The organism is uncultured Photobacterium sp. (assembly GCF_947502415.1).
GTDB lineage: Bacteria > Pseudomonadota > Gammaproteobacteria > Enterobacterales > Vibrionaceae > Photobacterium.
The window spans coordinates 153,105-177,923 of sequence record NZ_CANMZV010000002.1; the positions used below are offsets into that span (position 1 = coordinate 153,105).

The following is a 24,819-nucleotide window of genomic DNA, read 5'->3' on the forward strand; positions in this document are numbered from 1 at the left end:
GCCGGAAAATGATACTTACTAAAAAAGACAATGTTCAGGCCGTAGAGACGTTTTCAGAACAACTGGAAATTGAAGGCCGTAGTCTTTGGCAAGATGCCCGTATTCGCTTTATGCGAAATAAAGCCGCAATGGTTAGTTTGGGGATTCTGTTTTTGATTTCGCTGGCTGTTATCTTCGGCCCGATGTTCAGTTCTTATGCCTTCGATGATACCGACTGGTATGCCATGCATGCTGCGCCAAGTCTTGGTGCTGAGGGACATTTCTTTGGCACCGATAGCCTGGGACGGGATTTGTTCACTCGTACTTTGATTGGGGGACGTATCTCGCTGATGGTAGGGATACTCGGTGCACTGGTAGCGGTGGTGATTGGTACGTTATACGGTGCAACCTCCGGTTTTGTCGGCGGTCGAACTGACCGACTCATGATGCGTGTGCTAGAGATCCTTTATTCGATACCGTTCATGTTTTTCGTGATTGTTCTGGTGACTTTCTTTGGGCGCAATATCATGCTGATCTTCGTAGCAATTGGAGCGATATCCTGGCTAGATATGGCGCGTATTGTACGAGGTCAGACGTTGTCGCTACGCAGCAAGGAATTTATTGAAGCAGCACATGTTTCGGGGGTAAGTCGCTGGCGGATTATTACCCGTCATATTGTGCCGAACGTTCTGGGTATTGTCGCTGTGTACTCAACCCTACTGGTACCGTCGATGATTCTGATTGAATCTTTCCTAAGTTTCCTTGGCCTGGGGGTACAGGAACCGATGACCAGCTGGGGTGCCTTGCTTCAGGAAGGTTCTCAAACAATGGAAGTTGCAATTTGGCAGTTGATGTTCCCGGCTGCATTTATGGTTGTGACCTTGTTCTGCTTTAACTATGTGGGTGACGGTTTACGTGACGCACTGGATCCAAAAGACAGATAAAAATAAGTAGTGCTTTAGCTCATGGTTTGAAGCAAACATGCTGAGAGCTAAAGGCGACACGTTATAAGGAAGTATTATGAGCTTATTAGATGTCAAAGATCTACGCGTAGAATTTACAACACAAGACGGTATTGTCACCGCGGTTAATGATCTTAATTTTTCCCTGAAGCGAGGGGAAACCCTTGGTATTGTAGGTGAGTCCGGTTCGGGTAAAAGCCAGACCGTATTTGCCATCATGGGCTTGTTGGCTAAAAACGGTAAGATTAGCGGCAGCGCTAAGTTTGAAGGCCGAGAGATTCTGAATTTGCCTGAGAAGGAACTGAATAAGATCCGTGCCGAGCAGATTGCAATGATTTTCCAGGACCCGATGACCTCCCTAAACCCTTATATGAAAGTAAGTGATCAGCTGATGGAAGTGCTGATGCTGCATAAAGGGATGGGGAAGACAGAGGCATTTGAAGAAAGTGTCCGTATGCTTGAGGCGGTTAAAATCCCTGAGGCTCGCAAACGTATTTCCATGTATCCCCATGAGTTTTCTGGTGGTATGAGGCAGCGCGTGATGATCGCTATGGCTTTGCTGTGCCGTCCGAAGCTGTTGATCGCTGATGAGCCGACAACAGCCCTCGATGTGACGGTTCAGGCTCAGATCATGGAGTTGCTGAATGAACTTAAGAGTGACTTTGATACGTCGATCATCATGATCACCCACGATCTGGGTGTAGTCGCCGGTAGCTGCGATAAAGTACTGGTGATGTACGCAGGCCGTACCATGGAATACGGTAAGATTAACGAAATTTTTTACAAGCCATCGCACCCATACACAGAAGGTTTGCTAAAGGCGATTCCGCGCCTTGATACCGAAGGGGAAGAACTGCCTACTATCCCGGGCAACCCGCCGAACTTGCTGCGCCTGCCTGTTGGTTGTCCTTATCAGGAGCGTTGTCATCGGGCATCAAGTCGCTGTACGCAGGAAGCTCCTGCGTTGAAGGACTTTGCTGAAGGTCGTTTACGTGCGTGTTTTTCTGATATGGGGACGTGGTAATGGAAGCACAAAAAAATTTACTATTGGATATCAAAGATCTTAAAGTACATTTTGATATCGCACAGAAATCCGCATGGCCATGGACTAAGCCTATTAAGCTGAAGGCCGTTGATGGTGTCGATATTCGTTTATATGAAGGTGAAACCCTTGGAGTCGTTGGTGAATCCGGGTGTGGTAAGTCGACATTTGCCCGTGCCGTGATCGGTTTGGTTGAAGCGACCGATGGTAACGTGGTTTGGCTTGGTCAGGACCTGACCAAGCTTGGTCATGCGGGGATGCGTGAAAAGCGTAAAGAAATTCAGATGATTTTCCAGGATCCTCTGGCCTCGCTGAACCCACGTATGACTGTTGGTGAAATCATTGCTGAACCTCTGAAAGCGTTTTATCCGCAGCTGCCAGCAGAAGAAGTTAAGCAGCAGGTGAAGGTAATGATGACAAAAGTTGGTTTGTTGCCTAACGTGATTAATCGTTATCCGCATGAATTTTCCGGTGGGCAGTGCCAGCGCATTGGTATTGCCCGAGCCTTAATCCTCAAGCCAAAGCTAATTATTTGTGATGAGCCGGTATCTGCTCTGGACGTATCGATTCAGGCGCAGGTTGTAAACTTGCTGAAGTCGCTGCAAAAAGAGATGGGACTTAGTTTGATTTTTATTGCTCACGACCTGTCAGTAGTGAAGCATATTTCTGATCGTGTATTGGTGATGTATTTGGGTAATGCCGTTGAACTGGGTGAAGGGGAAGCTTTGTTCGCTGAGCCAAAACATCCGTATACCAAGGCATTGATGTCGGCGGTTCCAATTCCTGATCCGGACTTGGAGCGTAAGAAAACTATCGAGTTACTTGATGGTGAGTTGCCATCACCAATGAATCCACCGTCAGGTTGTGTGTTCAGAACCCGTTGTTCGCAGGCTACGGCCTCTTGCGCTGAGAAAAAACCTCAGTTGATGGGCGGTGATGTGCATGCTGTGGCTTGCCTGAATGTGCACTAATTCAAGCCTGTGACAGGCTTAAAGCGCGGTGTTAAAGCCGCGCTTTTTTTTGGTTTGGTATTATCCTGATTGGTCTTATTGCGTTACTCTACTGGATACCAGTAGCCAAGATTTATCAGTTGGGTCAGTAAAGCCATGAAAGCTGGGTGGTCTAGTTGTTTTCCCAGTAATTCCTGGCTGATTTGCTCTTCGTCGCAGAGGTAGGTCGCGGCATGGCCACATTCCGGTGGTAACTCGAAACGCTCTCCGTGGATGAAGAGGATATGAGGTTGTTCTGGGTAATAAAATGCGCGTAGTCCACCAAGGCGTTTTATGACTTCACCTTCTTCCAGGAACTGGTAAGTTTCGCTGATCTGCCATGGCGGCTCGGCTGAGATGATGTCCAGTTCATGACGGCTATTGCTCAGGTATTCTCCCATCCATTGCTTTAGGTGTTCTGGATTATCAAGCAGGCTGCGCATCATGGCTTCAAGGTCTTGGTACTCGGCGTTCAGGATCGCACCAGAGTTATTGCGGGCTGGAAGATCCGGATTATGGTAATGCACGTCACCAATTTCATTGGCAATTACAAAATCAGCAAAGCTACTTAGTAGTTCCTGTTTTTTTGGGGAGCGAAAACCGATCGAGAAACTCATTGATGTTTCGATTGCGTAACCATCGTGCGGGAAGCCCGGTGGAATATAGAGGATGTCGCCTGGCTCTAGAGTTTCATCAATAATTGGATCGAACCCCTTGATTTGGCGAAGTGCTGGATGACGGAATTCTTCTTTGTAGTTGTTATTTTTTGGACCTACGCGCCAATGACGTTTCCCTGAACCCTGAATGATAAAAACATCATATTGGTCGATGTGAGGGCCGACACCTCCACCGGGGGTAGAATAGCTGATCATGAGATCGTCAAATAGCCAGTTGGGTAATTGACGGAAAGGTGTGACTAACTTAGCAGCGCCTTCATGCCAGTGGTTTGCAGCCTGGACAATGAAAGACCAGTTATTTTCTGGCACTTTGTCGAAGGTTAGGGGACCATGACGAACATCCCATTCATCGCCTCGCTTGGCAATATAGCGGGAGTCGATTTCCTCTTCCATGGCAAGGCCAGCCAATTCATCTGGGCTGATTGGGTCGATAAAGTCTTTGAAGCCGCCTTTTATGATAGTAGGTTTTTTCTGCCAGTAGTCGGCAAGAAATTCATCAAATGAGAAAGTTAGTTGATACATATTATCATTATGTCGTTGAGCATTAGCCGCGATTATAGCGCATTCCCCATCAAACAGTGACGGGGAATACGTCACGATTACTCGGCAGGCAGCATTCGCAACAGAGGGAACGCCGCTTTTTGCTGATCATGGCTAACAACGAAGCCCACCAGTGTTCCGGACTCTTGCTCAAACGCTTTGGCAATGTAGCCATCCGTCTTTTTTGTAACTTCCCAGCTAACATCAGTGCGGTGTGTATGGCCTGACAAGTTGAGTGGCAGCCATGGTGTTTTCACCTTAATCAGGCTTGCGGGTAACCTTACTGGGATTGGTGTTCCTAACAGGGTTTTAGCGAGCGCCATTGCCGAAAGCATTGTTGGCTGCAAATATGCCCTAACTTTTCCTTTAAGTTCAGTGCAATCACCTAAGGCATATATATTTTTATCGGATGTTGTCAGATAGTCATCAACGATAATTCCTTGCCCTACAGATAATTTGGCCTGTTTGGCCAGCTGAATATTAGGTCTCAGCCCCATAGCAGCAATGATCACATCGTTATCAGTGAACGTTTTGTCATCAAACTGAGTGATTAGTTGTTGATGGTGGCGATTGACACTTGTTACGCTTGAATTTAGTTTGATGTCAATACCGTTTTTTACCATTGTCTGGAAAAGCTCGGCACTCAGAAACGAGGGGAGTAAGCTCGACATTATACTGTCTGCTTTATCACACAGCGTTACTTGCTTTCCTGCGCTGGCAAGATCCATCGCGATTTCAGTTCCAATCAGACCGGCTCCGAGAACTAATACCGATCGGGCTTTTGCTATTTTATCCTGTTGATCAGCATATTCGCTTAGGCTATTGAGGGTTGCTATTTCTTCTACGGCGTTTCCATTGAAAGTCGGTACATATGATGAGGCTCCTGTAGTTAATACAAGTTCTGAATAGCTGATTGATGAATCTGTTAGCTGAACTTTTTTGGTATCAGTGTCAATTGAAAGAACCGTCGTGAAATTTAACAACCTAATATCGTAAGTATTGGCAAAATCCGCAGCTGATTGTTTGATCAAATCTGTAGCAGTTTGTTTTTTAGAAAAAACGTGGCTGAGATCCGGCTTTGAGTATTCATCTCCGCTATCGGCGGTAATAACGGTTACAGGTACGGCTTCATCAAGCTTACGTAGTGATTTTACCAATTGGTAAGCGGCAAAGCCGCTCCCAATTATGACAATGTGTTTATCCATGCTGACTTCCTTATGCGGTTGGTTCGAAAACTTCTTTACCGATGCCGCAGTCAGGACAAAGGAAAGTGTCAGGTACATCACTCCAGGTTGTTCCAGGTTCGATATCTTGATTCGGTTCACCTTGAGCCGGGTCATAAATCCACTGACAAACGGTGCAAATCATTTTCTGGCCAATAGCTGCTGGTTGACAGCTTGACTCGATAGGTTTAGCTCGCTGAACATCTATTGTTTTCGGTTGTGAGGCCACTTTTTGTCCACTAGTTACATCATTGACTTCACTATTAGCTGAAGAAGGCAGAGGCTGTAGTGCCCACTCGCGGGCGATTTTACGACCATGTTCACGGCATTCCTCTAGTGCTTTACCGTCCGGACGCCATTTGGTTTTCATCCCTACAGTGGTGAAGAAGCCTGCATCTGTTAACCGGGCGTGGATACGATCGACTGCGCCGCCATTCCAGCCGTAGCTGCCAAATGCGCCGGCTTTCTTACTCTTAAATCGTAGTCCGGTAATTTCTTCCAGCATTCCTGCCACTTTCGGCATCATGACGTTGTTCATCGTTGACGAGCCAACGAGAATACCTTTGGAGCAAAAGACGTTAGCCAGAATTTCATTTTTATCGTGGCGGGATACGTTAAAGATTTTTACTGCGACATTCGGATCTGTTTCTGTAATCCCCTGAGCGATCCCATCTGCCATCATACGGGTGTTATTCGACATGGAGTCGTAGAAGATGGTGATCTTGTCTTCTTGATATTCGTCTGCCCATTCAAGGTACTTTTCGATGATCTGGGTTGGATTATCACGCCAGATCACCCCGTGAGAAGTGGCAACCATATCGACAGGCAAGTTAAAGCCCAGAACTTCGTGGATTTTTGCTGTCACTAATGGACTGAATGGCGTCAGAATATTGGAGTAATAGCGAAGGCATTGTTCCATTAGCTCATTATATTCAACTTCATCGTTAAACAGGCGCTCATCACAGTAATGCTGACCAAAGGCATCGTTACTGAACAATACAGCGTCTTCTGTCATGTAGGTCATCATGCTGTCAGGCCAGTGAAGCATTGGTGTCTCAATGAATACGAGAGATTTTCCGTTGCCAATATCGATGCTGTCACCGGTTTTTACGGTGTTGAAGTTCCATTCAGGGTGATGGTGATGCCCGGTAATTGAATCGATAGCGTTTTCAGTGCAGTAGATCGGAGTGTTAGGTATTTTCGACATCAGAAGCGATAGCGCTCCGGCATGATCTTCTTCAGCATGGTTGATGACAATAATGTCGATGTCGTTGAGGTCGATCTCTTGTTCGAGTTTTTGTACGAAGTCGTAGCTGAACTTATGATCGACGGTGTCAATTAACACGTTTTTACCTTCACGGATCAGGTAGCTGTTGTAGCTGGTACCCTTGAGAGTTTTATATTCAGTGCCGTGAAAATCACGAATTTCCCAGTCGCGCTGACCAACCCAGTGAATATTGTTCTTAACGTGAATAGACATACAATTTACCTACAGAATGCTTAACATGTATTTTGAATGCATATTAGCTCTCGAGGTGGTCCTGGTCAAGCTTAAAGTTGCATTAAAAATACATCTTTACTGTATATTGTTGATATTAGAAAGAATTAAATGTCTTCAAGAAGAGAGGGGATTGGATGGAAATATCGAATATAAAAAAGGCCAGCAAAAAGCCGGCCTTTGAAAATTGATTGAAAGCGATTAAAGCTTGTCAGTCAGCTTCACTGCATCACCGATGTAGTTAGCTGGCGTCATTTCTTTCAGGCGTGCTTTCTCGTGCTCTGGCAGCTCAAGGCCGTCGATGAAGTTACGCATGCCTTCACCATCAACACGCTTACCACGAGTTAGCTCTTTTAGTTTCTCGTATGGCTTTTCGATGCCGTAGCGACGCATCACTGTTTGTACCGGCTCGGCTAGAACTTCCCAGTTTTTGTCTAGTTCAGCTTCCAGTGCAGCCTGATTTACTTCCAGCTTGCTGATGCCTTTCAGTGTTGATGTGTATGCAATGATTGCATAGCCACAACCTACACCCAGGTTACGCAGAACTGTTGAATCAGTCAGGTCACGCTGCCAGCGAGAAACAGGTAGTTTCTGTGCCAGGTGAGCGAAGATAGCGTTAGCCAGACCCAGGTTACCTTCAGAGTTTTCGAAGTCGATTGGGTTAACTTTGTGCGGCATGGTTGAAGAACCAATTTCGCCAGCAATCGTCTTCTGCTTGAAGTGACCTAGAGCAATGTAGCCCCAAACATCACGGTCGAAGTCTAGAAGAATGGTGTTGAAGCGCGCAATTGCATCGAACAATTCAGCGATGTAGTCATGTGGTTCGATTTGTGTTGTATACGGGTTCCAAGTCACGCCAAGGGATTCTGTGATGAACTCTTCGCTGAATTGGTGCCAGTCAACATCAGGATAAGCAGAAAGGTGTGCGTTGTAGTTGCCCACGGCACCGTTGATTTTCGCCAGAATTTCAACGCTTTCGATTTGCTTGAATTGACGCTCCATACGGTATGCAACGTTTGCCATTTCTTTACCCATTGTTGATGGGGAAGCTGGCTGACCGTGGGTGCGAGAAAGTAGAGGCACTTCACGGTATTCGTTTGCTAGACCTTTAATCGCATCGATAACGTTACGAATTTCAGGAAGGATTACTGTTTCACGCGCTTCGTGCAGCATTAGGGCGTGAGAAGTATTGTTGATATCTTCAGACGTACAAGCGAAGTGAATGAATTCGTTCACTGCGTGCAACTCTGGTACTTCAGCTACTTTTTCTTTCAGGAAGTATTCAACAGCTTTAACATCGTGGTTAGTTGTACGCTCAATCGTCTTAATACGTAGCGCATCTTCTTCACTAAATTCAGCAGCAATGCGATCTAGGAATGCGTTTGCTTCGTCGCTGAATGCAGGAACTTCCACGATAGCGTCAGTAGCAGCCAGTTTTTGTAGCCAACGGATTTCAACAAGAGTGCGGTACTTTAGCAGACCAAATTCACTGAAGATGCTGCGAAGTGCACTAGTTTTACTTCCGTAGCGGCCGTCTACCGGGGAAACAGCAGTCAATGCTGACAGTTCCATGTTGCTCTCTCCTGATTAATAAGGGATTAAATCAATTTGTTACGAAACGGGTATTTCATACGAGTTCGATAAGGAACTCGTAATGGGTTACCCGTTATCTATAAGGGTGCGCTTATTTATGAATCAAAGCGTACCTTTGGGTATTTTTAGCTGCGGGCGAGCAAGATTTTAGCTTGCTCGACCATTTGCTTGCGGCCAAAGATAAGATGGCGGCGTTTACCGCCGACCTGGCGCCAAAGTACTGCAGCTCGAACCGCAGCAAGCAAAAGGGCACGCACTTTATGCTGAACATTTTGCTGCTGTAGGTGAGCCGGAGTGCCCGTTACCTGGATTCGAGGCCCTAGCGGGCTGATGATATCGAGGTAAATGTTGGCGAGGTTGCTTACCATTTGATCTTCTAGCAACTCGAAATGTTCAATTTGACGCTTGGCTGTGTCAATGCGATCACCAAGCTGTGCCATGCTATCGCGGCGGCTTGATAGTTTGCGCTCCAGAGCCATTACACTGACAAGGTAACGCGTGATCTCGTTGCCTGATGGCGTATTGTCAATTTCATCCGACAGGGTTTCCAGGCCAATATGCAACTTGCTTTCGTTACCATAGATTTCAATGGTATTTGCTGGGTCAGTAACGACAATACTATTAAGGCAGGCTTCCAGTGCGTCGTGGTCGCAATGGCCGTCACGAGCTATTTTCTGCACGAGTTTTACAGCCTGGCAAATACCAGCAAATGCGATAGTACGGTCGTATAAAGTGTGTGCCACGTGCGACAACTCCTTTAGATTCGCTTCTCAATAATACCGCCACCCAGGCAGACTTCGCCGTTGTAGAAAACAGCAGACTGACCCGGAGTTACAGCAATTTGAGGCTCATCAAAGATAACTTTGATGTTTTCATCATCGATAGGAATGATGGTACAAGGAATATCTTGCTGACGGTAACGGGTTTTAACTGTGCATTTCAGTGTTTCGCGGATTGGTTGGCGGTCAACCCAGTGTAGCTGGGAAGCAACCAGGCCTTCAGACTTCAGGCGTGGGTGGTCTTTGCCCTGGGCGACAATTAGTACGTTGCGTTCAACGTCTTTGTCTACAACGTACCATGGGTTTTCACTACCGTTGCCGCCTTTCTGTCCACCGATATGCAGGCCTTTACGCTGGCCTAGGGTGTGATACATCAGTCCTTGGTGTTCGCCAATGACTTTACCTTCGTCGGCTGTTTCAATCTTACCAGGCTGAGCCGGTAGGTATTTACCTAGGAATTCGGTAAATTTACGCTCACCGATAAAGCAGATCCCGGTTGAGTCTTTCTTCTTCGCGGTTACTAAACCTTGCTCTTCGGCAATGCGACGCACTTCAGGTTTTTCCAGTTCACCTACAGGGAACAGGCTGCGCGCAATTTGCTCGTGGCTAAGAGTGTATAGGAAGTAACTCTGATCTTTGTTGTTGTCGACACCGCGTAGCATCTGTGGCTTTTCGCCTTCCTGTGTAGGGAAGCTGCGGCGGGTATAGTGGCCCATCGCAATGTAGTCGGCATCTAGCACTTCATCGGCAAATTCGAGGAATGCTTTGAATTTGATTTCTTTGTTGCAAAGAATGTCAGGGTTTGGGGTGCGACCTGCTTTGTACTCAGCAAGGAAGTACTCGAAAACATTATCCCAGTATTCCGCTGCGAAGTTGATAGTGTGCAGGTGGATGCCCAATTTGTCACATACAGCTTGTGCGTCAGCGAGATCTTCTGCGGCAGAGCAGTACTCTTCGTTATCGTCTTCTTCCCAGTTCTTCATGAACAGGCCTTCCACTTGGTAGCCCTGTTGAAGCAGTAAGTAAGCGGATACAGAGGAATCAACGCCGCCGGACATGCCGACAATGACTTTTTTCTGGCTGTTATCTGACATATTTCTCTTCAGTCGTTAATAGTGTTAAGAGCGTAATTCTAACAGAAAGCTTTTTCCTGAAACAGAGCGAGAGCAGTATCACACTTTAATAATTTTATCGTCTTTTCCGTTCACTCCTGTGATCTGGTAAAAAGTGACCGAAATGCACGACTTAAACGACAAGTAAACAGCAAAAAATAATGCTTGCACTCAAAGTAAATTGGAACCTGTTTTAAGCTCGCGCAAACGTTTGCTTTGTCGCGCAATAATAGATGATGCTGAAATGAAAGTGTAGCTTTTTCCTATTTGAGATAATGAAATCTTGCCGACAGGAAATGTCGGCAAGTACTTATTTTTCGTTTGTGGGTAATTTGACTTCACGCCATTCGCCTGGAGCAAGTTCATCGACTGTCCAGTTGGCCATTTTGTAGCGGATTAGGCGCAGGGTAGGAAAGCCGATATGTGCTGTCATACGACGAACCTGGCGGTTACGTCCCTCTTTCAAGGTGATGGCTAGCCAGGTCGTTGGAATGTTCTTGCGTTCCCGGATAGGAGGGACGCGATCCCATACAGTAGGCTGTTCCATTCGTTCGACTCCGGCTGGCAGGGTAGGGCCGTCTTTTAGTGTGACGCCTTTACGCAGTTGCTCTAGTTGTTCTTCGCTAGGGGTGCCTTCAACCTGTACCCAGTATACTTTGGGCTGTTTGGATTTAGGTTGGGTTAGTTGTGCCTGTAAAACGCCGTCATTGGTCAGTACTAGCAATCCTTCGCTGTCTTTATCTAATCTTCCTGCCGGGTAAACATCTTTGACCGGGACGAAGTCGGACAGTGTTTTATCTCCTGGCTCCCCTGTAAATTGGGTGAGAACGTTATAGGGTTTGTTAAATAAAATGATCTTCTGCGGTCCGCGAGGACGTTTGGGTTTATTTATTTTTCTTGATGCTCTACGCTCATTAGTTGAACGTCTAGGTTGACGGGATGAGGTGTTTGGCTTCATAAGTAGCGTGTTATATAGGGAGAAAAAAATTGACCGACCTATTATACGCGAAAAACATCCTGAGTGGCGTATCTATAAAATTTCAAGTATGATTTGCGCGCATCTTACAAAAAGATAACAAATGGACGCTAGGAGATTTAAATGGATAGTAAAGTAGTTGTACCAGTTGAAGGTCAGAAAATTACTCTGGACGCACAAGGTAAACTGGTTGTTCCTAACAACCCGATAATTCCATACATCGAAGGTGATGGTATCGGTGTCGATGTAAGCCCTGCAATGATCAAAGTCGTCGATGCGGCAGTTGAAAACGCCTACGGCGGCGACCGCAAAATTGAGTGGATGGAAATCTACACAGGTGAAAAGTCTACCCAGGTTTATGGCGAAGACGCATGGTTACCGCAAGAAACCCTAGATTTCATTCGTGAGTACAAAGTTGCAATTAAAGGTCCTCTGACGACACCTGTTGGCGGTGGTATTCGTTCACTGAACGTTGCTTTGCGTCAGGAGTTGGATCTATACATCTGTGCCCGTCCTGTTCGTTATTTTGATGGCGTACCTAGTCCCCTTAAGCAGCCTGAATTGACTAATATGGTTATCTACCGTGAGAATTCGGAAGATATTTATGCTGGTGTTGAGTATCAGGCTGGTACTGAAGAAGCTGATAAAGTAATTAAGTTCCTGCAGGATGAAATGGGCGCTACTAAGATCCGCTTCCCGCAGCAATGTGGTATCGGCATTAAGCCTGTTTCTGAGGAAGGCACAAAGCGCCTGATTCGTGCTGCGCTTCAGTACACTATTGATAATGATCGTGACTCGCTGACACTTGTTCATAAAGGCAACATCATGAAGTTCACCGAAGGTGCCTTCAAGGACTGGGGCTATGAAGTTGCGGCTGAGTTTGGTGCTGATTTACTGGACGGTGGTCCTTGGATGACGATGAAAAACCCGAATACCGGTAAAGAAATCATCATCAAAGACTGCATTGCAGATGCATTCTTGCAGCAAATCTTGCTGCGTCCTGCCGAGTACGATGTTATTGCGACCATGAACTTAAATGGTGACTACATTTCGGATGCCTTAGCTGCACAGGTTGGCGGTATCGGTATCGCACCAGGTGCTAACATTGGTGATGGTGTTGCCTTGTTTGAGGCTACGCACGGTACAGCGCCTAAGTATGCTGGCCAGGATAAAGTTAACCCGGGTTCATTGATTCTTTCGGCAGAAATGATGCTTCGCCATATGGGCTGGATAGAAGCGGCTGATCTGATTATCAGTTCGATGGAAGCTGCAATCAGCAATAAAACGGTTACTTATGATTTCGAGCGTCTGATGGATGGCGCGACATTACGTAAGTGTTCTGAGTTTGCTGGCGATATGATCGAGCAAATGAAATAACCCAATTGTTTTGATAGAAAAAATGCTCAGCTTTAGCTGGGCATTTTTTTTGTCAAAAGATGATGGTTGGCAAATTTCAGTGCAACGTCCTGAAATTAAGGTGACATCCCTCATTTCTGCCATTGTAGGGATGAGGTAGATGTTCGCACGGCCGATTTTAGCTTATGATAAAAGGTGAATGTGTTGATAGCTTAGCAACTGCTAATAGATGTGTTAATAACTCGTTACTGCGGCTATTCATTAAATATTCACTATTGAAACCTGTGTTGCTTTTAGGATGAATGTTAAATTGGCGGAGTATTGCGACGCTGAAGTCGCGATAGTTTGCATCAGGATAATAAAAGGTGAGCCATTGCTCACCTTCGGAAATGACGTACAAAGTTAAAGTTGTTACTTTGCAATATCAGCTTCAACCGGGACGATCTCTTTGGCATGAAAACCTTTCGGACCAGTTTCAACTGTATAGTTGACCTGCTGGCCAGCCTTGAGAGTTCGGTAGCCATCCATTTGGATAGTTGAATAGTGTGCAAAAATATCATCATCGCCACTTTCTGGGCAGATAAAACCGAAACCTTTTGCGTTGTTAAACCATTTAACTGTACCTGTTGCCATGCTTTACATCCCTCTTTGCATTCAAGTTCCATTTCGCATTAGTTGCTGTCCCTTTTTTATCATGACTTGCATACTAATGCTAATTTGATGCAGTTAATACCCAATACAGGTTACACTTTAGTAAAATGAGCTAGACAGTCAAGTGCATATTATAACATTTTCATAAAATGCCCGTTTATATGCTAGATGATGTAGCAAGCACTTGAACAAATGACTAAGATGAGATTATGAGCAAGTTATATGAATGGATTATCCCTGAGTCTGATGTGCTAGACGAGGAGGAGACTCAGGTTAAGCCGCCATCGATGTATAAAGTAATTTTAAACAATGATGATTACACTCCGATGGATTTTGTGATAGAAGTGTTACAGAAGTTCTTCTCCATGGATCTGGAGAAAGCAACACAGTTGATGCTTACTGTGCATTATGAAGGGAAAGCTGTATGTGGAACCTTTACCGCTGAGGTCGCCGAAACGAAGGTGGCGCAAGTGATGATGTATGCTAGGGAGCATGAACATCCGCTACTGTGTACGATGGAAAAAGCATGATCTTTTTCCGGCACGCCATTTTGAGTGGTATTTAGGGGAGGTGCCTTATGCTAAATAAAGAACTTGAAGCTAGCTTGAACGGTGCTTTTGCACGAGCAAGAGAGAAGCGCCATGAGTTTATGACTGTTGAGCATCTGCTCTTGGCATTGTTAGAAAACGCAGCTGCGCAAGAAGCGTTGTTAGCTTGCCGCGCGGATCTGGATACGCTGCGTAAAGAGCTTGATTCGTTTATCGAGCAGACGACACCGCTAATCCCAGCGGATGATGAAAGCCGAGAAACCCAACCAACATTGAGTTTCCAGCGTGTATTGCAGCGTGCTGTTTTCCATGTTCAGTCTTCAGGTCGCAATGAAGTTACCGGTGCGAATGTACTGGTCGCGATTTTCAGTGAACAAGAATCTCACGCCGCTTATCTGCTTAAGAAGAGCGATATTAGTCGCCTTGATGTCGTTAATTTCATTTCTCACGGTACCGTTAAAGACAGCGATAACGACGATCTTAGTGGCCCTGATGTCGGTGGTGATGAGGCTCGTGCTGAGCAGGGCTCTGAAGATAAGCTAGAAAACTTTGCGACTAACCTCAACCAGCTGGCTCGTGCCGGTGGCATCGACCCATTGATTGGTCGTGATTTTGAACTTGAGCGAACGGTACAGGTGTTGTGTCGCCGTAGAAAGAATAATCCGTTGCTGGTGGGTGAAGCCGGTGTCGGTAAGACAGCCATAGCTGAAGGCTTGGCATGGCGCATTGTCGAAGGACAGGTTCCGGATATCATCAAAGAGTGTGTGATTTATTCACTGGATATCGGTTCATTATTGGCTGGTACCAAATACCGTGGTGATTTCGAGAAGCGTTTCAAAGGTATCTTGAAGCAGCTTGAGAAAGAAGAGCATGCAATTTTGTTTATCGATGAAATCCACACAATCATCGGTGCTGGTGCTGCTTCCGGTGGCCAGGTGGATGCAGCTAACCTTATTAAGCCACTCTTAAGCAGCGGTAAGATCCGCTGTATGGGTTCTACGACCTATCAGGAATATAGCAATATTTTTGAGAAGGAACGTGCATTGTCACGCCGTTTCCAGAAGATTGATATTGTTGAACCATCATTGGATGATACAACCAAGATCTTGATGGGGCTGAAGCCGAAGTACGAAGCTCACCATGAAGTTCGTTTTACCAATAAGGCGATTCGTGCGGCGGTTGAGCTTTCAGCGAAGTATATTAATGAACGTCACCTGCCAGACAAGGCGATTGATGTTATTGATGAAGCGGGCGCACGTTGCCGGTTGGCACCAGCGAGTAAACGTAAGAAAACAGTTAATGTCAGCGACATCGAAGCGATGATTGCCAAGATGGCACGTATTCCGGAGAAGTCTGTATCATCAAGTGATCGTGATGTGTTGCAGAAGCTGGATAACAAACTGAAAATGCTGGTATTTGGTCAGGATCCTGCTATTGATGTGCTGACAGAAGCGATTAAGCTGAGTCGCGCTGGCCTTGGTGCTGAAAATAAGCCCGTTGGTTCGTTCCTGTTTGCTGGTCCGACAGGGGTAGGTAAAACCGAGGTTACTGTGCAATTGGCACGCACTCTGGGTATCGAGCTGTTGCGCTTTGATATGTCTGAGTACATGGAGCGTCATACGGTGAGCCGTCTGATCGGTGCGCCTCCGGGTTATGTTGGCTATGATCAGGGTGGTTTGTTGACTGATGCGGTTATCAAAAGCCCACATTCAGTGGTATTGCTGGATGAAATCGAGAAAGCGCACCCGGATGTATTCAATCTGTTGCTTCAGGTAATGGACAACGGTACGTTGACCGACAATAACGGTCGCAAGGCTGATTTCCGTAATGTGATTCTGGTAATGACGACCAATGCCGGGGTAACAGAGACTGTACGTAAGTCGATAGGTTTGATCCAACAAGATCACAGCCTTGATGCGATGTCAGAAATTAAACGAGTATTTACTCCAGAATTCCGTAACCGCCTTGATGGCATCATTTGGTTTAACCACCTTGAAAAAGATGTTATTACACAAGTGGTTGATAAGTTCATTGTTGAATTGCAAGCTCAACTTGATGCTCGTGGCGTATCAATGGAAGTCTCTTCTGAAGCGCGTGAGTGGCTGGCTAATAAGGGCTATGACAAAGCAATGGGGGCTCGCCCAATGGCACGTGTTATTCAGGATAACTTGAAGAAACCAATGGCAAATGAATTGCTGTTTGGTTGCCTGGTAAACGGTGGCTCTGTGCGGGTAGATATTGTGGATGATAAGCTGGATTTCCAGTTTAGCAGTGAAATGGAACCTGCCCATTCATAGTTAAATGAGCTGATAAAATAACCGCCGTACAGGCGGTTATTTTTTATAATCATTCAGTCTTACATAAATAAAACCCGGCACTAAGGCCGGGTTTTATTTGTATTCTTTAATCTTGAATCAAGATTAACGCGCGCGGAAGACGATGCGGCCTTTAGTTAGGTCGTATGGAGTCAGTTCCACAGTTACCTTGTCACCAGTAAGAATACGGATGTAGTTCTTGCGCATTTTACCGGAGATGTGAGCGGTAACTACGTGACCGTTTTCCAGCTCAACGCGGAACATTGTGTTAGGTAGTGTATCAAGTACAGTACCTTGCATTTCAATTACGTCTTCTTTTGCCATTGAATCCTCTTAGGCTACCAGCCATGCTTCTGATCGGGCCGGATAATGCCTCGAAACTGTTTGAGTGTAAAGTTTAGGACGCAATTTTACCCTTGCTATTATCCTTTGTCAGCTATTGTGGCGTATTAAAATGTATTTTCTCCATTTTTTTCAGGGATTCTGTGCTGAATTACAACAACAAGAGAGATTACGTATTTATTCCCAGTGTCCGTCGAGTAGTTTTTGATAGGGCTTAAAGCGAACCTTGTAGTTCATGGCTTTGCAATTGTCTATTTGGTATCCGGGATAGAGCCACTTGCGGCCTGTTTTCCTAGAATACCCTATTTGGTATAGCACACAAAGTGTCCCTAGAGATAAGTGGGAATCAGGATCGAAAAAACTATATACCGCGCTGAGTGCATCATGGAAGACATCCGTAACGGCAATTGCAATTAATTTGTCTTTCTCATAGACATGTAAAAATAGTGTATCCATCCACTCAGCGGTACAGAAATCAAAAAACTGTTCCCGGTTGGCCGGATACATAGTGCCATCGGTATGCCGGATACGAATATACTTTTCATAAAGTGTAAACCAGTTGCTGTCGAGTTCGCTCTTGAACTCCCAGCGAAGCTTTTTCATTTGATTGAGCTGGCGTTTCTGGCTTTTGGATGGCGCGAAGTGTTCACAGTCAATCCGTAGCGGGGTACAGGCATGGCATTGCTGGCACATTGGGCGGTAAACCGCGTTACCGCTGCGTCGGTATCCGGAAGCAATGAGTACACTGTAGCCAGGCGCAGTTAGCCAGTGATGATCCATAACCACGCCGAGTTGTTCTTGTTCGTCAGGTAAGTAGTTACATATCGAAACAGGTGTCAGACCTATCCGAAGTGAAAGTTTATTATAGCTGGTCATGAGTTTGCCTGATGAAGCTCCCGAGGTTGGAAACAGCCTTCTTCTAGTATGGCATCTCTTTGCAATTGTAAAAATTGCATAAATGGTGTGCGATCTATTTCAACGGCTCCCAGTGAGGCCAAGTGGTCATTCATCATTTGGCAATCGATCAATGTACCGCCATGGGCGGTAAAATGCTGGCAGAAAAGCCAGAGGGCGATTTTTGACGCATTGTCTGCCAATGAGAACATTGATTCACCACAAAAGACCGTGCCGATTTGAATGCCGTACAGGCCTCCGATCAGTTTGCTTTCTCGCCAGACTTCAACTGAGTGGCAATGCCCCAAGTTATGCATTAGTTGGTAGGCTTGCATCATATCGTCGGTGATCCAGGTTTCTTCCGGTCCTCGACTGTCGGCGCAAAGACGGATAACTTCATGACAGGCTTGATTCAGTGTGACTTGATATCCTGATTTTCTGAAGTACTTACGTAAGCTTTTACTTGGTTTAAATTGATCGGGGAGAAACACGGCTCGAGGCGCCGGGCTCCACCAAAGGATCGGCTCGCCTTCGGAATACCAGGGGAAAATACCCTGACGATACGCTGAAACGAGTCGCTCCGGCCGTAAGTCACCACCAAAGGCCAAAAGCCCGTTAGGATCGTCAAGGGCCATTTCGGTCGTAGGAAATTGTATGTGAACCGGATCAAGCTCCGGTAGGTAAATCGCCATAAGTACTGTATATCTAGGTTCTGAAGAGAATACCAACCTTGTTTATATAGTGTTCTGATGAATTTCTTTGAAAATTCAGCGTCTATATATCAAGAGTGCTAAAGGATAAAATAAAGATAAATGACCAATCTTGGGGAAATTATATGATGAGACGACTGTTAATGTTACTGCTATTGTTACCCGTGGTTGCAATAGCGGCGCCTTATAACCGTAATGAAGCGCGTACCGTTAATGAAGTGGTGTTCGGTGAAGTCGATTCTGTTCGTTATATCACTCATCAGGAAGTGATTAACTCTCAACGAAATGGATGGGAGACATTGCTCGGCGGTGTGATTGGTGGCCTGATTGGTAATCAATTCGGAGGAGGAACCGGACGTGAAGTGGCAACTGCTGTTGGGGCGGTGGCTGGTGCAAGCATTGCCCACAATCGTCAGCCTACTCAGAAAGTTGTAAACTATCGCTTGGTCGAGTTGTTGATCAAAGTGGACGATGGCAGGTTAATTGACGTGATTCAGGATGTTGATCAGCAGATGCTTTTCCAACGTGGAGATGGCGTACGAATTTTGTATTTTAATGATGGCGTCAGGGTCGACAAAACGTTTTAATGAAAAAGCGGAAGGTTTTCACCTTCCGCTTTTTTCTTCGTAAAAATAAGGGTTTATAACGAATCTAAATCCTATTACATAACTCTGCGTAGCGGCCATTTAACGCTAATAGCTTGTTATGTTTTCCGCGCTCGATAATTTCCCCTTCGTCCATCAGGCAAATCTGATCCATCTGCTCTAGAGCGACCAGGCGGTGAGTGATAAACAATACCGTTTTGTTTTTCGCATGTTTGAGCAGTAGTGAGATTATTTGCTGTTCGGTTCGGCGATCAAGCCCTTCAGTAGGTTCATCCATCAGCAAGATCGGCGCGTTATGAAGCAGGGCTCGGGCGATGCCTATACGGCGGCGCTCACCACCTGAAATTTGGCGGCCGCCTTCGCCTAGCCATGTATCCAGCCCTTTACCATCGAGTAAGGATTCAAGGCCGACTTTCGTGAGAATTTGTTTAAATTCATCATCGGAGCCATCCGGTTTGGCCAGCACGAGGTTTTCCCGTAGTGAGCCGTTGAAGATATCGACTCGTTGGCTGACGACGGTAATTGCCTGGCGCAGTGATGTTTCATGCCATTGAGGTAGGGCGATGCCATCAATACTGATGTTACCTTGCTGCGGATCCCAGTTGCGGGTCAGAAGTTGAAGCAGGGTGGACTTACCGCAGCCAGTACGGCCTAGAAGTGCCAGTTTCTCGCCTTGTTTCAGGTTAACTGAGATATTCTTGAGTACTGGTTTATCGCTGCCGTAATAGGTATAGCTGATGTCTTCGACCGTGATATCACCTTTGGCTTGCGCTTTATGGCCTTGTGGGTCGAATGGTGTATCCGGCGTAGCTTCGATGATCTCATTGAGGCGGCGGGCTGATGTGAGAGTTTGTCCCAGATACTGGAAGGCTCCGGCAACAGGCATCATTAACTCGAAGCTGGCCATAGTGGCAAACGCAACCATCGCGACAAACGGGTCGGGGGCCGCACCACCGATACCATCGGCAGCTATCCAGGTGATTAGCACCAGTGTCCAGCCTGTAGCTGCCATAAGAATTGCATTGGCCAGGCCTGTCAGGCTCGCCATCTTGCGCTGAGCCGCCAGTAGGGCATCTTGCTCAGATAGCACCTGTTCACGGTAACGTTCTTCGGCGTTGAACAACAGGAGTTCGGCATGCCCTTGAAGCCAGTCAAGCAGTTTGATCCGGTAGTTGGCTTTGGCATAGGTCAGTGCTTCGCCGTTGGTTTTACCCAAGCGGTAGAAAATAACCGGCAGGGTCAGCATCAGTGCCAGCAGGATGAAGCCAAGCGATAAGCCGATGGTTAAATCAAACCAAGTCAGAAAACCGGTGATTGTCAGCAGGCCCAGTACTCCGACAATTAACGGACTGACCAGGCGTAGATAGACATGGTCCATGGCATCGACATCGGCAACCAGGCGGTTCAGCAGATCGGCATCGCGCAGGTTGGTCTGGCGACCCGGGATCAAAGGCGTCAATTTTCGGAAGAAGAATAGACGAAGATCGGCCAGCAGCTTGAAAGTTGCGTTGTGGCTGACGACCCGTTCACCCCAACGGCCAGCGGTACGAGCCATTGAGAAACCGCGTACCCCTGCACCAGGCAGCATGTAGTTGAAAGTCTCTCTTGCGATAGTTAAACCGGCAACCGCAGAAGCGGCAATAAACCAACCAGATAGGGTTAACAGGCTTATTGCTGACAGTAATGTAGCAAGGCCCAGCAACATACCTAATGTCAGGCCAAACCAGTGTTTACGATAAAGTTTCAGGTAAGGGATTAAATCACGCATCGAGATCCCTCTTGTCAGTATGGGCCAGCATGTCAGCCAGTAGGCCGTGGTGGCGGATGTGATCGAAGTGACCGTTCTGTACTAGTTGGCCGTTTTCCAGCACTAGCACCCGATCCATTGCTGAAAGTTGGTCCAGGCGGTGGCTTACCATCAGGGTTGTCTGATTTTGTGTTGCTATCGCCAGGCTTTCCAGTACTAGGTGTTCACTGTTGGCATCAAGGCTGGCTGTTGGCTCATCTAATAGCCAGAAAGCACCGTTTTGCAGCATGGCTCGAGCTACAGCAATTCGTTGTGCCTGACCGACAGAGAGACCTCCCGAGCGATCACCAACCTGGTGTTGATAACCTTTTTCCAGTCGGCCGATAAATTCATCGGCATATGCCTGGCGTGCTACTTGGGTAACGTGTTCATCGGTTGCAAGAGGGTTACCTAAAGTAATATTGTCGTGAACGGTACCATGAACCAATAACGGGTTTTGGCCGACCCAGCTGATGGTCTGGCGCCATTCGTTGTGATCGAGCTGTTTGAGCTCTATGCCATTGACTTTGAGGCTGCCGCGATAAGGTAGGAAGCCAAGCAGCGCGTTGAGCAGGCTGGTCTTGCCTGCGCCACTGGGGCCGATCAGAGCTATTTGCTCATGAGGTTGGATTTCGAAACTCATAGGGCCTGCTAATACCTGACCTTGCAGGCTTAGAACTTCAAGATCTACTACGCTGATATGAACGGTTTCCGGTGATGGCAACTCTTCTGTGCCTGTGGCCATTTCATCGGCTTCTGCACTCAGGAATTCAACAATGGATTCTGCAGCGCCGATAGCCTGGGCTTTCGCGTGATAGAAGGTGCCGAGATCGCGTAGCGGTTGGTAGAACTCCGGCGCCAATACCAGCACAAATAAACCGCTAAATAGAGAGAGTGGTGCGCCGTAGTTACCAAAGTTCAGCTCACCGATAAAGGCGAAACCAAAGTAAACGGCAACGATGGCAACGGAAATCGCCGAGAAAAATTCAAGAACAGCAGAAGACAAGAAGGCCAGTCGCAATACTTCCATCGTTCTCTTACGCAAGACATGCGAAGCCGCGTGCAGGTTTTCTGCTTCGGCTTCTGCGCGGTTAAACAGACGTAGGGTAGATAATCCCTGTAAGCGATCATAAAAATGGCCTGACAGGCGTTGTAGAGCTTTAAAATTACGTCGGTTTGCATCTGCGGCACCCAGACCAACCAGAGCCATGAAGATAGGCACTAGCGGTGCGGTGATCAGGAAGACCAAGCCTGCAGCCCAGTTTAGTGGGAAAACGGTAAACAGGATGACCAGCGGTACTAAGACAGCAATGGACATTTGCGGGATATAGCGGGCGAAGAAATCTTGCATTTCCTCAACCTGCTCCAGTACCAGGCTAGCCCAGGTACCGGCAGGTTTGCCTTTGATATATGCCGGACCAAGGTTATGCAGGCGGTTAAGGATTAGCTGGCGGATATGTAGGCGGATCTGTTCGCCGCAGCGATATCCGAAAATTTCCCGTCCCCAGCTACAGGCTGCGCGCAGCCCTACGATTAGGATGAGACCGAAAAAGCTACTGACAAGCTGATGCTTGTCGGTGTGCTCAATGATTAGTTGATGGAGAATATGCGCTAGCAGGGCGGCTTGACCGACAAGTAGCAATCCCGAAAGAAATCCAAGCCCGACACTTAGCATCAGCCAGCGCTTAGCGAGCTTGCTTTGTGATTTTAACCACTTGGTTAAATCGCGTTGTAGTTGTTTATCCATAAGAATTCTTGAGCTGAAAGTTGCAGCAAGCAGAAATGAAGAAGGCTAAAAGCGGCCACTACATGGTAGGCAGCAGCCGAATTTGATTATTGTTGTTCTTCTAGTGCATCCAGGTAGCGCTCTGCATCTAGTGCAGCCATACAACCTGTACCCGCCGACGTAATAGCCTGGCGGTATGTGTGGTCCATAACGTCACCGGCAGCAAAAATCCCAGCAACGCTAGTTTGGGTCGCATTGCCTTCAGTTCCTGATTGAACCTCAATGTAACCATTTGCCATGTCTAGCTGGCCTTCGAAGATGTCAGTATTAGGTTGATGGCCGATTGCAATAAATGCACCCATGACATCAAGGGCTTCGGTTGCGTCGGACTTGGTGTCCTTGATGCGAACGGCTGTTACACCCATGTCATCACCGAGCACTTCGTCCAGAACGCGATCAGTGTGTAGGATGATATTGCCGTTTTCGACTTTGTCCATCAGGCGTTTGATCAGGATTTTCTCTGAACGGAATGTATCGCGGCGGTGGATCAGGTGAACTTCGGATGCAATATTTGAGAGGTACAGCGCTTCTTCAACAGCAGTATTACCGCCGCCGACAACGGCTACTTTCTGGTTGCGATAGAAGAAACCATCACAAGTTGCACAGGCTGATACACCACGGCCTTTGAAATTTTCTTCTGATTCCAGGCCTAAATATTTCGCCGAAGCGCCTGTCGCAATGATTAACGCATCACATGTGTACTCGCTGTTGTCACCTTTCAGGCGGAAAGGGCGTTGGCTGAAGTCTGTTTCACTGATGTGGTCGAAAATGATTTCAGTGTCGAATTTTTCAGCGTGGACTTTCATTCGTTCCATCAGCGCAGGACCTGTCAGGCCTTCTGCATCACCTGGCCAGTTTTCCACATCGGTCGTGGTCGTCAGCTGACCACCTTGCTGCATACCTGTTACCATCACAGGGTTTAGGTTCGCGCGGGCTGCATAGACAGCGGCCGTGTAGCCAGCTGGACCAGAACCAAGGATGAGCAGTTTACAATGTCTTACGTTACTCATTACTTCTCCAGGCTGAAATGAGATTATCATGTAGAAAGCTGATTGTAGGTAAATTAATGACGTAAGGAAAGAGTTCAAGGCTTATGGGGCGCTGATGATGGCATGCTTGCTACGGATTTATCATTATCAATAGATAAACCCTTGAAAATTGGGAAGCCTAGTTAAGCTTCCCGCTAGAATAAAAGTGTTTTTTTTATCAAGTGGGTATGTTTCAGTGCATGCTTATGGCGACGGCTGGATCGGTAAAGTGAAGATTGAAAGCTTCTGCAACCTCTTTGCAGGTTACTTTTCCCCGCATGACATTAAGCCCGGCAAGAAAGCCGGGATCGTCCAATAGGGCTTTTTTGTAACCGTGCTGAGCGAGTTTGACGACATAGGGGAGGGTGGCATTGTTTAGTGCAAAAGCGGAAGTACGGGCAACGGCACCCGGCATATTGGCGACGCAGTAGTGGACGACATTATCAACAATATAGGTTGGTTCTGTGTGGGTGGTTGGCCGTGAAGTTTCGAAACAGCCTCCTTGGTCAATAGCAACATCAACAACTGCGGAGCCGGATTTCATCGCTTTTATGTGGTCGGCGGTAATGAGCTTAGGGGCTGCAGCACCCGGGATTAGTACTGCACCAATAATAACATCGGCTTCAAGAACTAGTTTATCTATTGCTTCGTTGGTGGAATAGATGGTATTTGCCTTGCCTTGGAATTCCCTGTCCAGGGCGCGAAGTGTGTCTAGGTTACGATCAAGGATAGTGACATCTGCTCGCATACCTACGGCCATTCTTGCAGCATTGGAACCCACTACTCCCCCGCCGAGTATCACCACTTTAGCCGGTTCGACACCAGGTACGCCACTGAGCAACAGGCCCCGTCCACCCTGAGAATTCTCTAGGGTCTGGGCTGCAGCCTGAATAGACATTCTCCCAGCAACTTCTGACATCGGTGCTAATAACGGTAACCTTCCATAATGATCAGTGACTGTTTCATAAGCGATACAGATAGCTTTGCTGTCGATTAAGTCTTTTGTTTGTTGAAAATCTGGTGCAAGATGGAGATATGTGAATAAAATTTGTCCTTCGCGGAGCATAGTTCTTTCTACTGCCTGAGGCTCTTTTACTTTGATAATCATCTCTGATCTGGTAAAAACTTCTTTGGCAGATGAAATAATAGAAGCACCGGCAGACTGGTAATCTTTGTCAAAAAGCCCAATACCGGTTCCGGCATTGGTTTCAACGAGTACCTGATGGCCTAATGAAACGAGTTCACGAACACTGCTGGTAACTAGCCCGATGCGATTTTCGTGATTTTTTATTTCTTTGGGAACGCCAATGATCATCCTGCTTCTCCCTTGGCATCGTAGTTCTAATAGCTATTGACAAGGTTGTAAATGCGGATCTAATGGCAGTATAGTTTGACTATCAGAGTATTTGATTCTAAAAATTAAAAAGT

Annotated in this window: 22 protein-coding genes; 7 read left to right on the forward strand and 15 right to left on the reverse strand. The window is 46.7% G+C overall.

The window, feature by feature from the left end:
* The first annotated feature begins 11 nt into the window (after positions 1 to 11).
* The 3 genes from oppC (at position 12) to oppF (ending at position 2,954) form a co-directional block, all read left to right on the forward strand.
* Positions 12 to 923: an oligopeptide ABC transporter permease OppC gene (gene oppC, locus Q0852_RS03155; protein ID WP_299014297.1), complete on the forward strand. Its 912-nt coding sequence runs from the start codon at positions 12 to 14 to the stop codon at positions 921 to 923.
* A 76-nt stretch (positions 924 to 999) separates the two neighbouring features.
* The gene (locus tag Q0852_RS03160) at positions 1,000 to 1,965 is read left to right on the forward strand and encodes an ABC transporter ATP-binding protein (RefSeq protein ID WP_299013669.1); all 966 of its coding nucleotides are present in this window, start codon (positions 1,000 to 1,002) and stop codon (positions 1,963 to 1,965) included.
* The gene (gene oppF, locus Q0852_RS03165) at positions 1,965 to 2,954 is read left to right on the forward strand and encodes a murein tripeptide/oligopeptide ABC transporter ATP binding protein OppF (protein WP_299013671.1); all 990 of its coding nucleotides are present in this window, start codon (positions 1,965 to 1,967) and stop codon (positions 2,952 to 2,954) included. Before Q0852_RS03160 ends, oppF begins: the two co-directional genes overlap by 1 nt.
* Positions 2,955 to 3,037: 83 nt before the next feature.
* Here oppF and Q0852_RS03170 read toward each other — a convergent pair whose 3' ends face one another.
* From Q0852_RS03170 to rluE, 7 genes are all read right to left on the reverse strand, one after another.
* Positions 3,038 to 4,171: a cupin domain-containing protein gene (locus tag Q0852_RS03170; protein WP_299013673.1), complete on the reverse strand. Its 1,134-nt coding sequence runs from the start codon at positions 4,169 to 4,171 to the stop codon at positions 3,038 to 3,040.
* A 77-nt stretch (positions 4,172 to 4,248) separates the two neighbouring features.
* On the reverse strand, positions 4,249 to 5,394 hold the full coding sequence (norW, locus tag Q0852_RS03175) for an NADH:flavorubredoxin reductase NorW (protein WP_299013675.1): 1,146 nt from the start codon (positions 5,392 to 5,394) through the stop codon (positions 4,249 to 4,251).
* 10 nt (positions 5,395 to 5,404) lie between these two features.
* Positions 5,405 to 6,892 (reverse strand): anaerobic nitric oxide reductase flavorubredoxin, encoded by a 1,488-nt coding sequence (norV, locus tag Q0852_RS03180; RefSeq protein WP_299013677.1) that lies wholly within the window; start codon positions 6,890 to 6,892, stop codon positions 5,405 to 5,407.
* A gap of 219 nt (positions 6,893 to 7,111) precedes the next feature.
* Complete coding sequence (gene purB / locus Q0852_RS03185) at positions 7,112 to 8,482, reverse strand: adenylosuccinate lyase (RefSeq protein WP_299013679.1); 1,371 nt, start codon at positions 8,480 to 8,482, stop codon at positions 7,112 to 7,114.
* A gap of 146 nt (positions 8,483 to 8,628) precedes the next feature.
* Positions 8,629 to 9,246, reverse strand: a complete 618-nt coding sequence (hflD, locus tag Q0852_RS03190) for a high frequency lysogenization protein HflD (RefSeq protein WP_299013681.1) — start codon at positions 9,244 to 9,246, stop codon at positions 8,629 to 8,631.
* Between the two features lie 14 nt (positions 9,247 to 9,260).
* Positions 9,261 to 10,376, reverse strand: a complete 1,116-nt coding sequence (gene mnmA, locus Q0852_RS03195) for a tRNA 2-thiouridine(34) synthase MnmA (protein ID WP_299013683.1) — start codon at positions 10,374 to 10,376, stop codon at positions 9,261 to 9,263.
* 328 nt (positions 10,377 to 10,704) lie between these two features.
* Positions 10,705 to 11,352, reverse strand: coding sequence for a 23S rRNA pseudouridine(2457) synthase RluE (gene rluE, locus Q0852_RS03200; protein WP_299013685.1), 648 nt, complete (start codon positions 11,350 to 11,352; stop codon positions 10,705 to 10,707).
* A gap of 141 nt (positions 11,353 to 11,493) precedes the next feature.
* Here rluE and icd point away from each other — a divergent pair, with 141 nt between their 5' ends.
* Positions 11,494 to 12,747 (forward strand): NADP-dependent isocitrate dehydrogenase, encoded by a 1,254-nt coding sequence (gene icd / locus Q0852_RS03205; protein WP_299013687.1) that lies wholly within the window; start codon positions 11,494 to 11,496, stop codon positions 12,745 to 12,747.
* A 390-nt stretch (positions 12,748 to 13,137) separates the two neighbouring features.
* Here the strand turns inward: icd and cspD are convergent, their stop codons facing one another.
* A complete protein-coding gene (cspD, locus tag Q0852_RS03210) occupies positions 13,138 to 13,359 on the reverse strand; it encodes a cold shock domain-containing protein CspD (RefSeq protein ID WP_299013689.1) in 222 nt (73 codons plus the stop codon).
* A gap of 227 nt (positions 13,360 to 13,586) precedes the next feature.
* Between cspD and clpS the strand changes: the two genes are divergently transcribed.
* Both clpS and clpA read left to right on the forward strand, forming a co-directional pair.
* Positions 13,587 to 13,907, forward strand: coding sequence for an ATP-dependent Clp protease adapter ClpS (gene clpS / locus Q0852_RS03215; RefSeq protein ID WP_299013691.1), 321 nt, complete (start codon positions 13,587 to 13,589; stop codon positions 13,905 to 13,907).
* A 47-nt stretch (positions 13,908 to 13,954) separates the two neighbouring features.
* Positions 13,955 to 16,222, forward strand: a complete 2,268-nt coding sequence (gene clpA / locus Q0852_RS03220) for an ATP-dependent Clp protease ATP-binding subunit ClpA (protein ID WP_299013693.1) — start codon at positions 13,955 to 13,957, stop codon at positions 16,220 to 16,222.
* Positions 16,223 to 16,345: 123 nt separating this feature from the next.
* Here clpA and infA read toward each other — a convergent pair whose 3' ends face one another.
* The 3 genes from infA to aat all read right to left on the reverse strand — a co-directional run bounded on the left by infA (position 16,346) and on the right by aat (position 18,168).
* On the reverse strand, positions 16,346 to 16,564 hold the full coding sequence (gene infA / locus Q0852_RS03225) for a translation initiation factor IF-1 (RefSeq protein ID WP_005298441.1): 219 nt from the start codon (positions 16,562 to 16,564) through the stop codon (positions 16,346 to 16,348).
* A 195-nt stretch (positions 16,565 to 16,759) separates the two neighbouring features.
* Positions 16,760 to 17,458: an arginyltransferase gene (locus Q0852_RS03230; protein ID WP_299013756.1), complete on the reverse strand. Its 699-nt coding sequence runs from the start codon at positions 17,456 to 17,458 to the stop codon at positions 16,760 to 16,762.
* A complete protein-coding gene (gene aat / locus Q0852_RS03235; RefSeq protein ID WP_299013760.1) occupies positions 17,455 to 18,168 on the reverse strand; it encodes a leucyl/phenylalanyl-tRNA--protein transferase in 714 nt (237 codons plus the stop codon). Before aat ends, Q0852_RS03230 begins: the two co-directional genes overlap by 4 nt.
* A gap of 146 nt (positions 18,169 to 18,314) precedes the next feature.
* Between aat and Q0852_RS03240 the strand changes: the two genes are divergently transcribed.
* Complete coding sequence (locus Q0852_RS03240) at positions 18,315 to 18,773, forward strand: glycine zipper 2TM domain-containing protein (protein WP_299014300.1); 459 nt, start codon at positions 18,315 to 18,317, stop codon at positions 18,771 to 18,773.
* Positions 18,774 to 18,837: 64 nt separating this feature from the next.
* On the opposite strand, the gene cydC is transcribed toward Q0852_RS03240, so the two are convergent.
* The 4 genes from cydC to ald all read right to left on the reverse strand — a co-directional run bounded on the left by cydC (position 18,838) and on the right by ald (position 24,706).
* Positions 18,838 to 20,559 carry a cysteine/glutathione ABC transporter ATP-binding protein/permease CydC gene (gene cydC / locus Q0852_RS03245; RefSeq protein ID WP_299013762.1) on the reverse strand — a complete coding sequence of 574 codons (1,722 nt, stop codon included), beginning with the start codon at positions 20,557 to 20,559 and terminating at the stop codon, positions 18,838 to 18,840.
* The gene (gene cydD / locus Q0852_RS03250; RefSeq protein WP_299013765.1) at positions 20,552 to 22,324 is read right to left on the reverse strand and encodes a cysteine/glutathione ABC transporter permease/ATP-binding protein CydD; all 1,773 of its coding nucleotides are present in this window, start codon (positions 22,322 to 22,324) and stop codon (positions 20,552 to 20,554) included. Before cydD ends, cydC begins: the two co-directional genes overlap by 8 nt.
* Positions 22,325 to 22,410: 86 nt before the next feature.
* Positions 22,411 to 23,373 carry a thioredoxin-disulfide reductase gene (gene trxB / locus Q0852_RS03255; protein ID WP_299013768.1) on the reverse strand — a complete coding sequence of 321 codons (963 nt, stop codon included), beginning with the start codon at positions 23,371 to 23,373 and terminating at the stop codon, positions 22,411 to 22,413.
* A 211-nt stretch (positions 23,374 to 23,584) separates the two neighbouring features.
* Positions 23,585 to 24,706, reverse strand: coding sequence for an alanine dehydrogenase (gene ald, locus Q0852_RS03260; protein ID WP_299013769.1), 1,122 nt, complete (start codon positions 24,704 to 24,706; stop codon positions 23,585 to 23,587).
* Positions 24,707 to 24,819 lie beyond the last annotated feature (113 nt).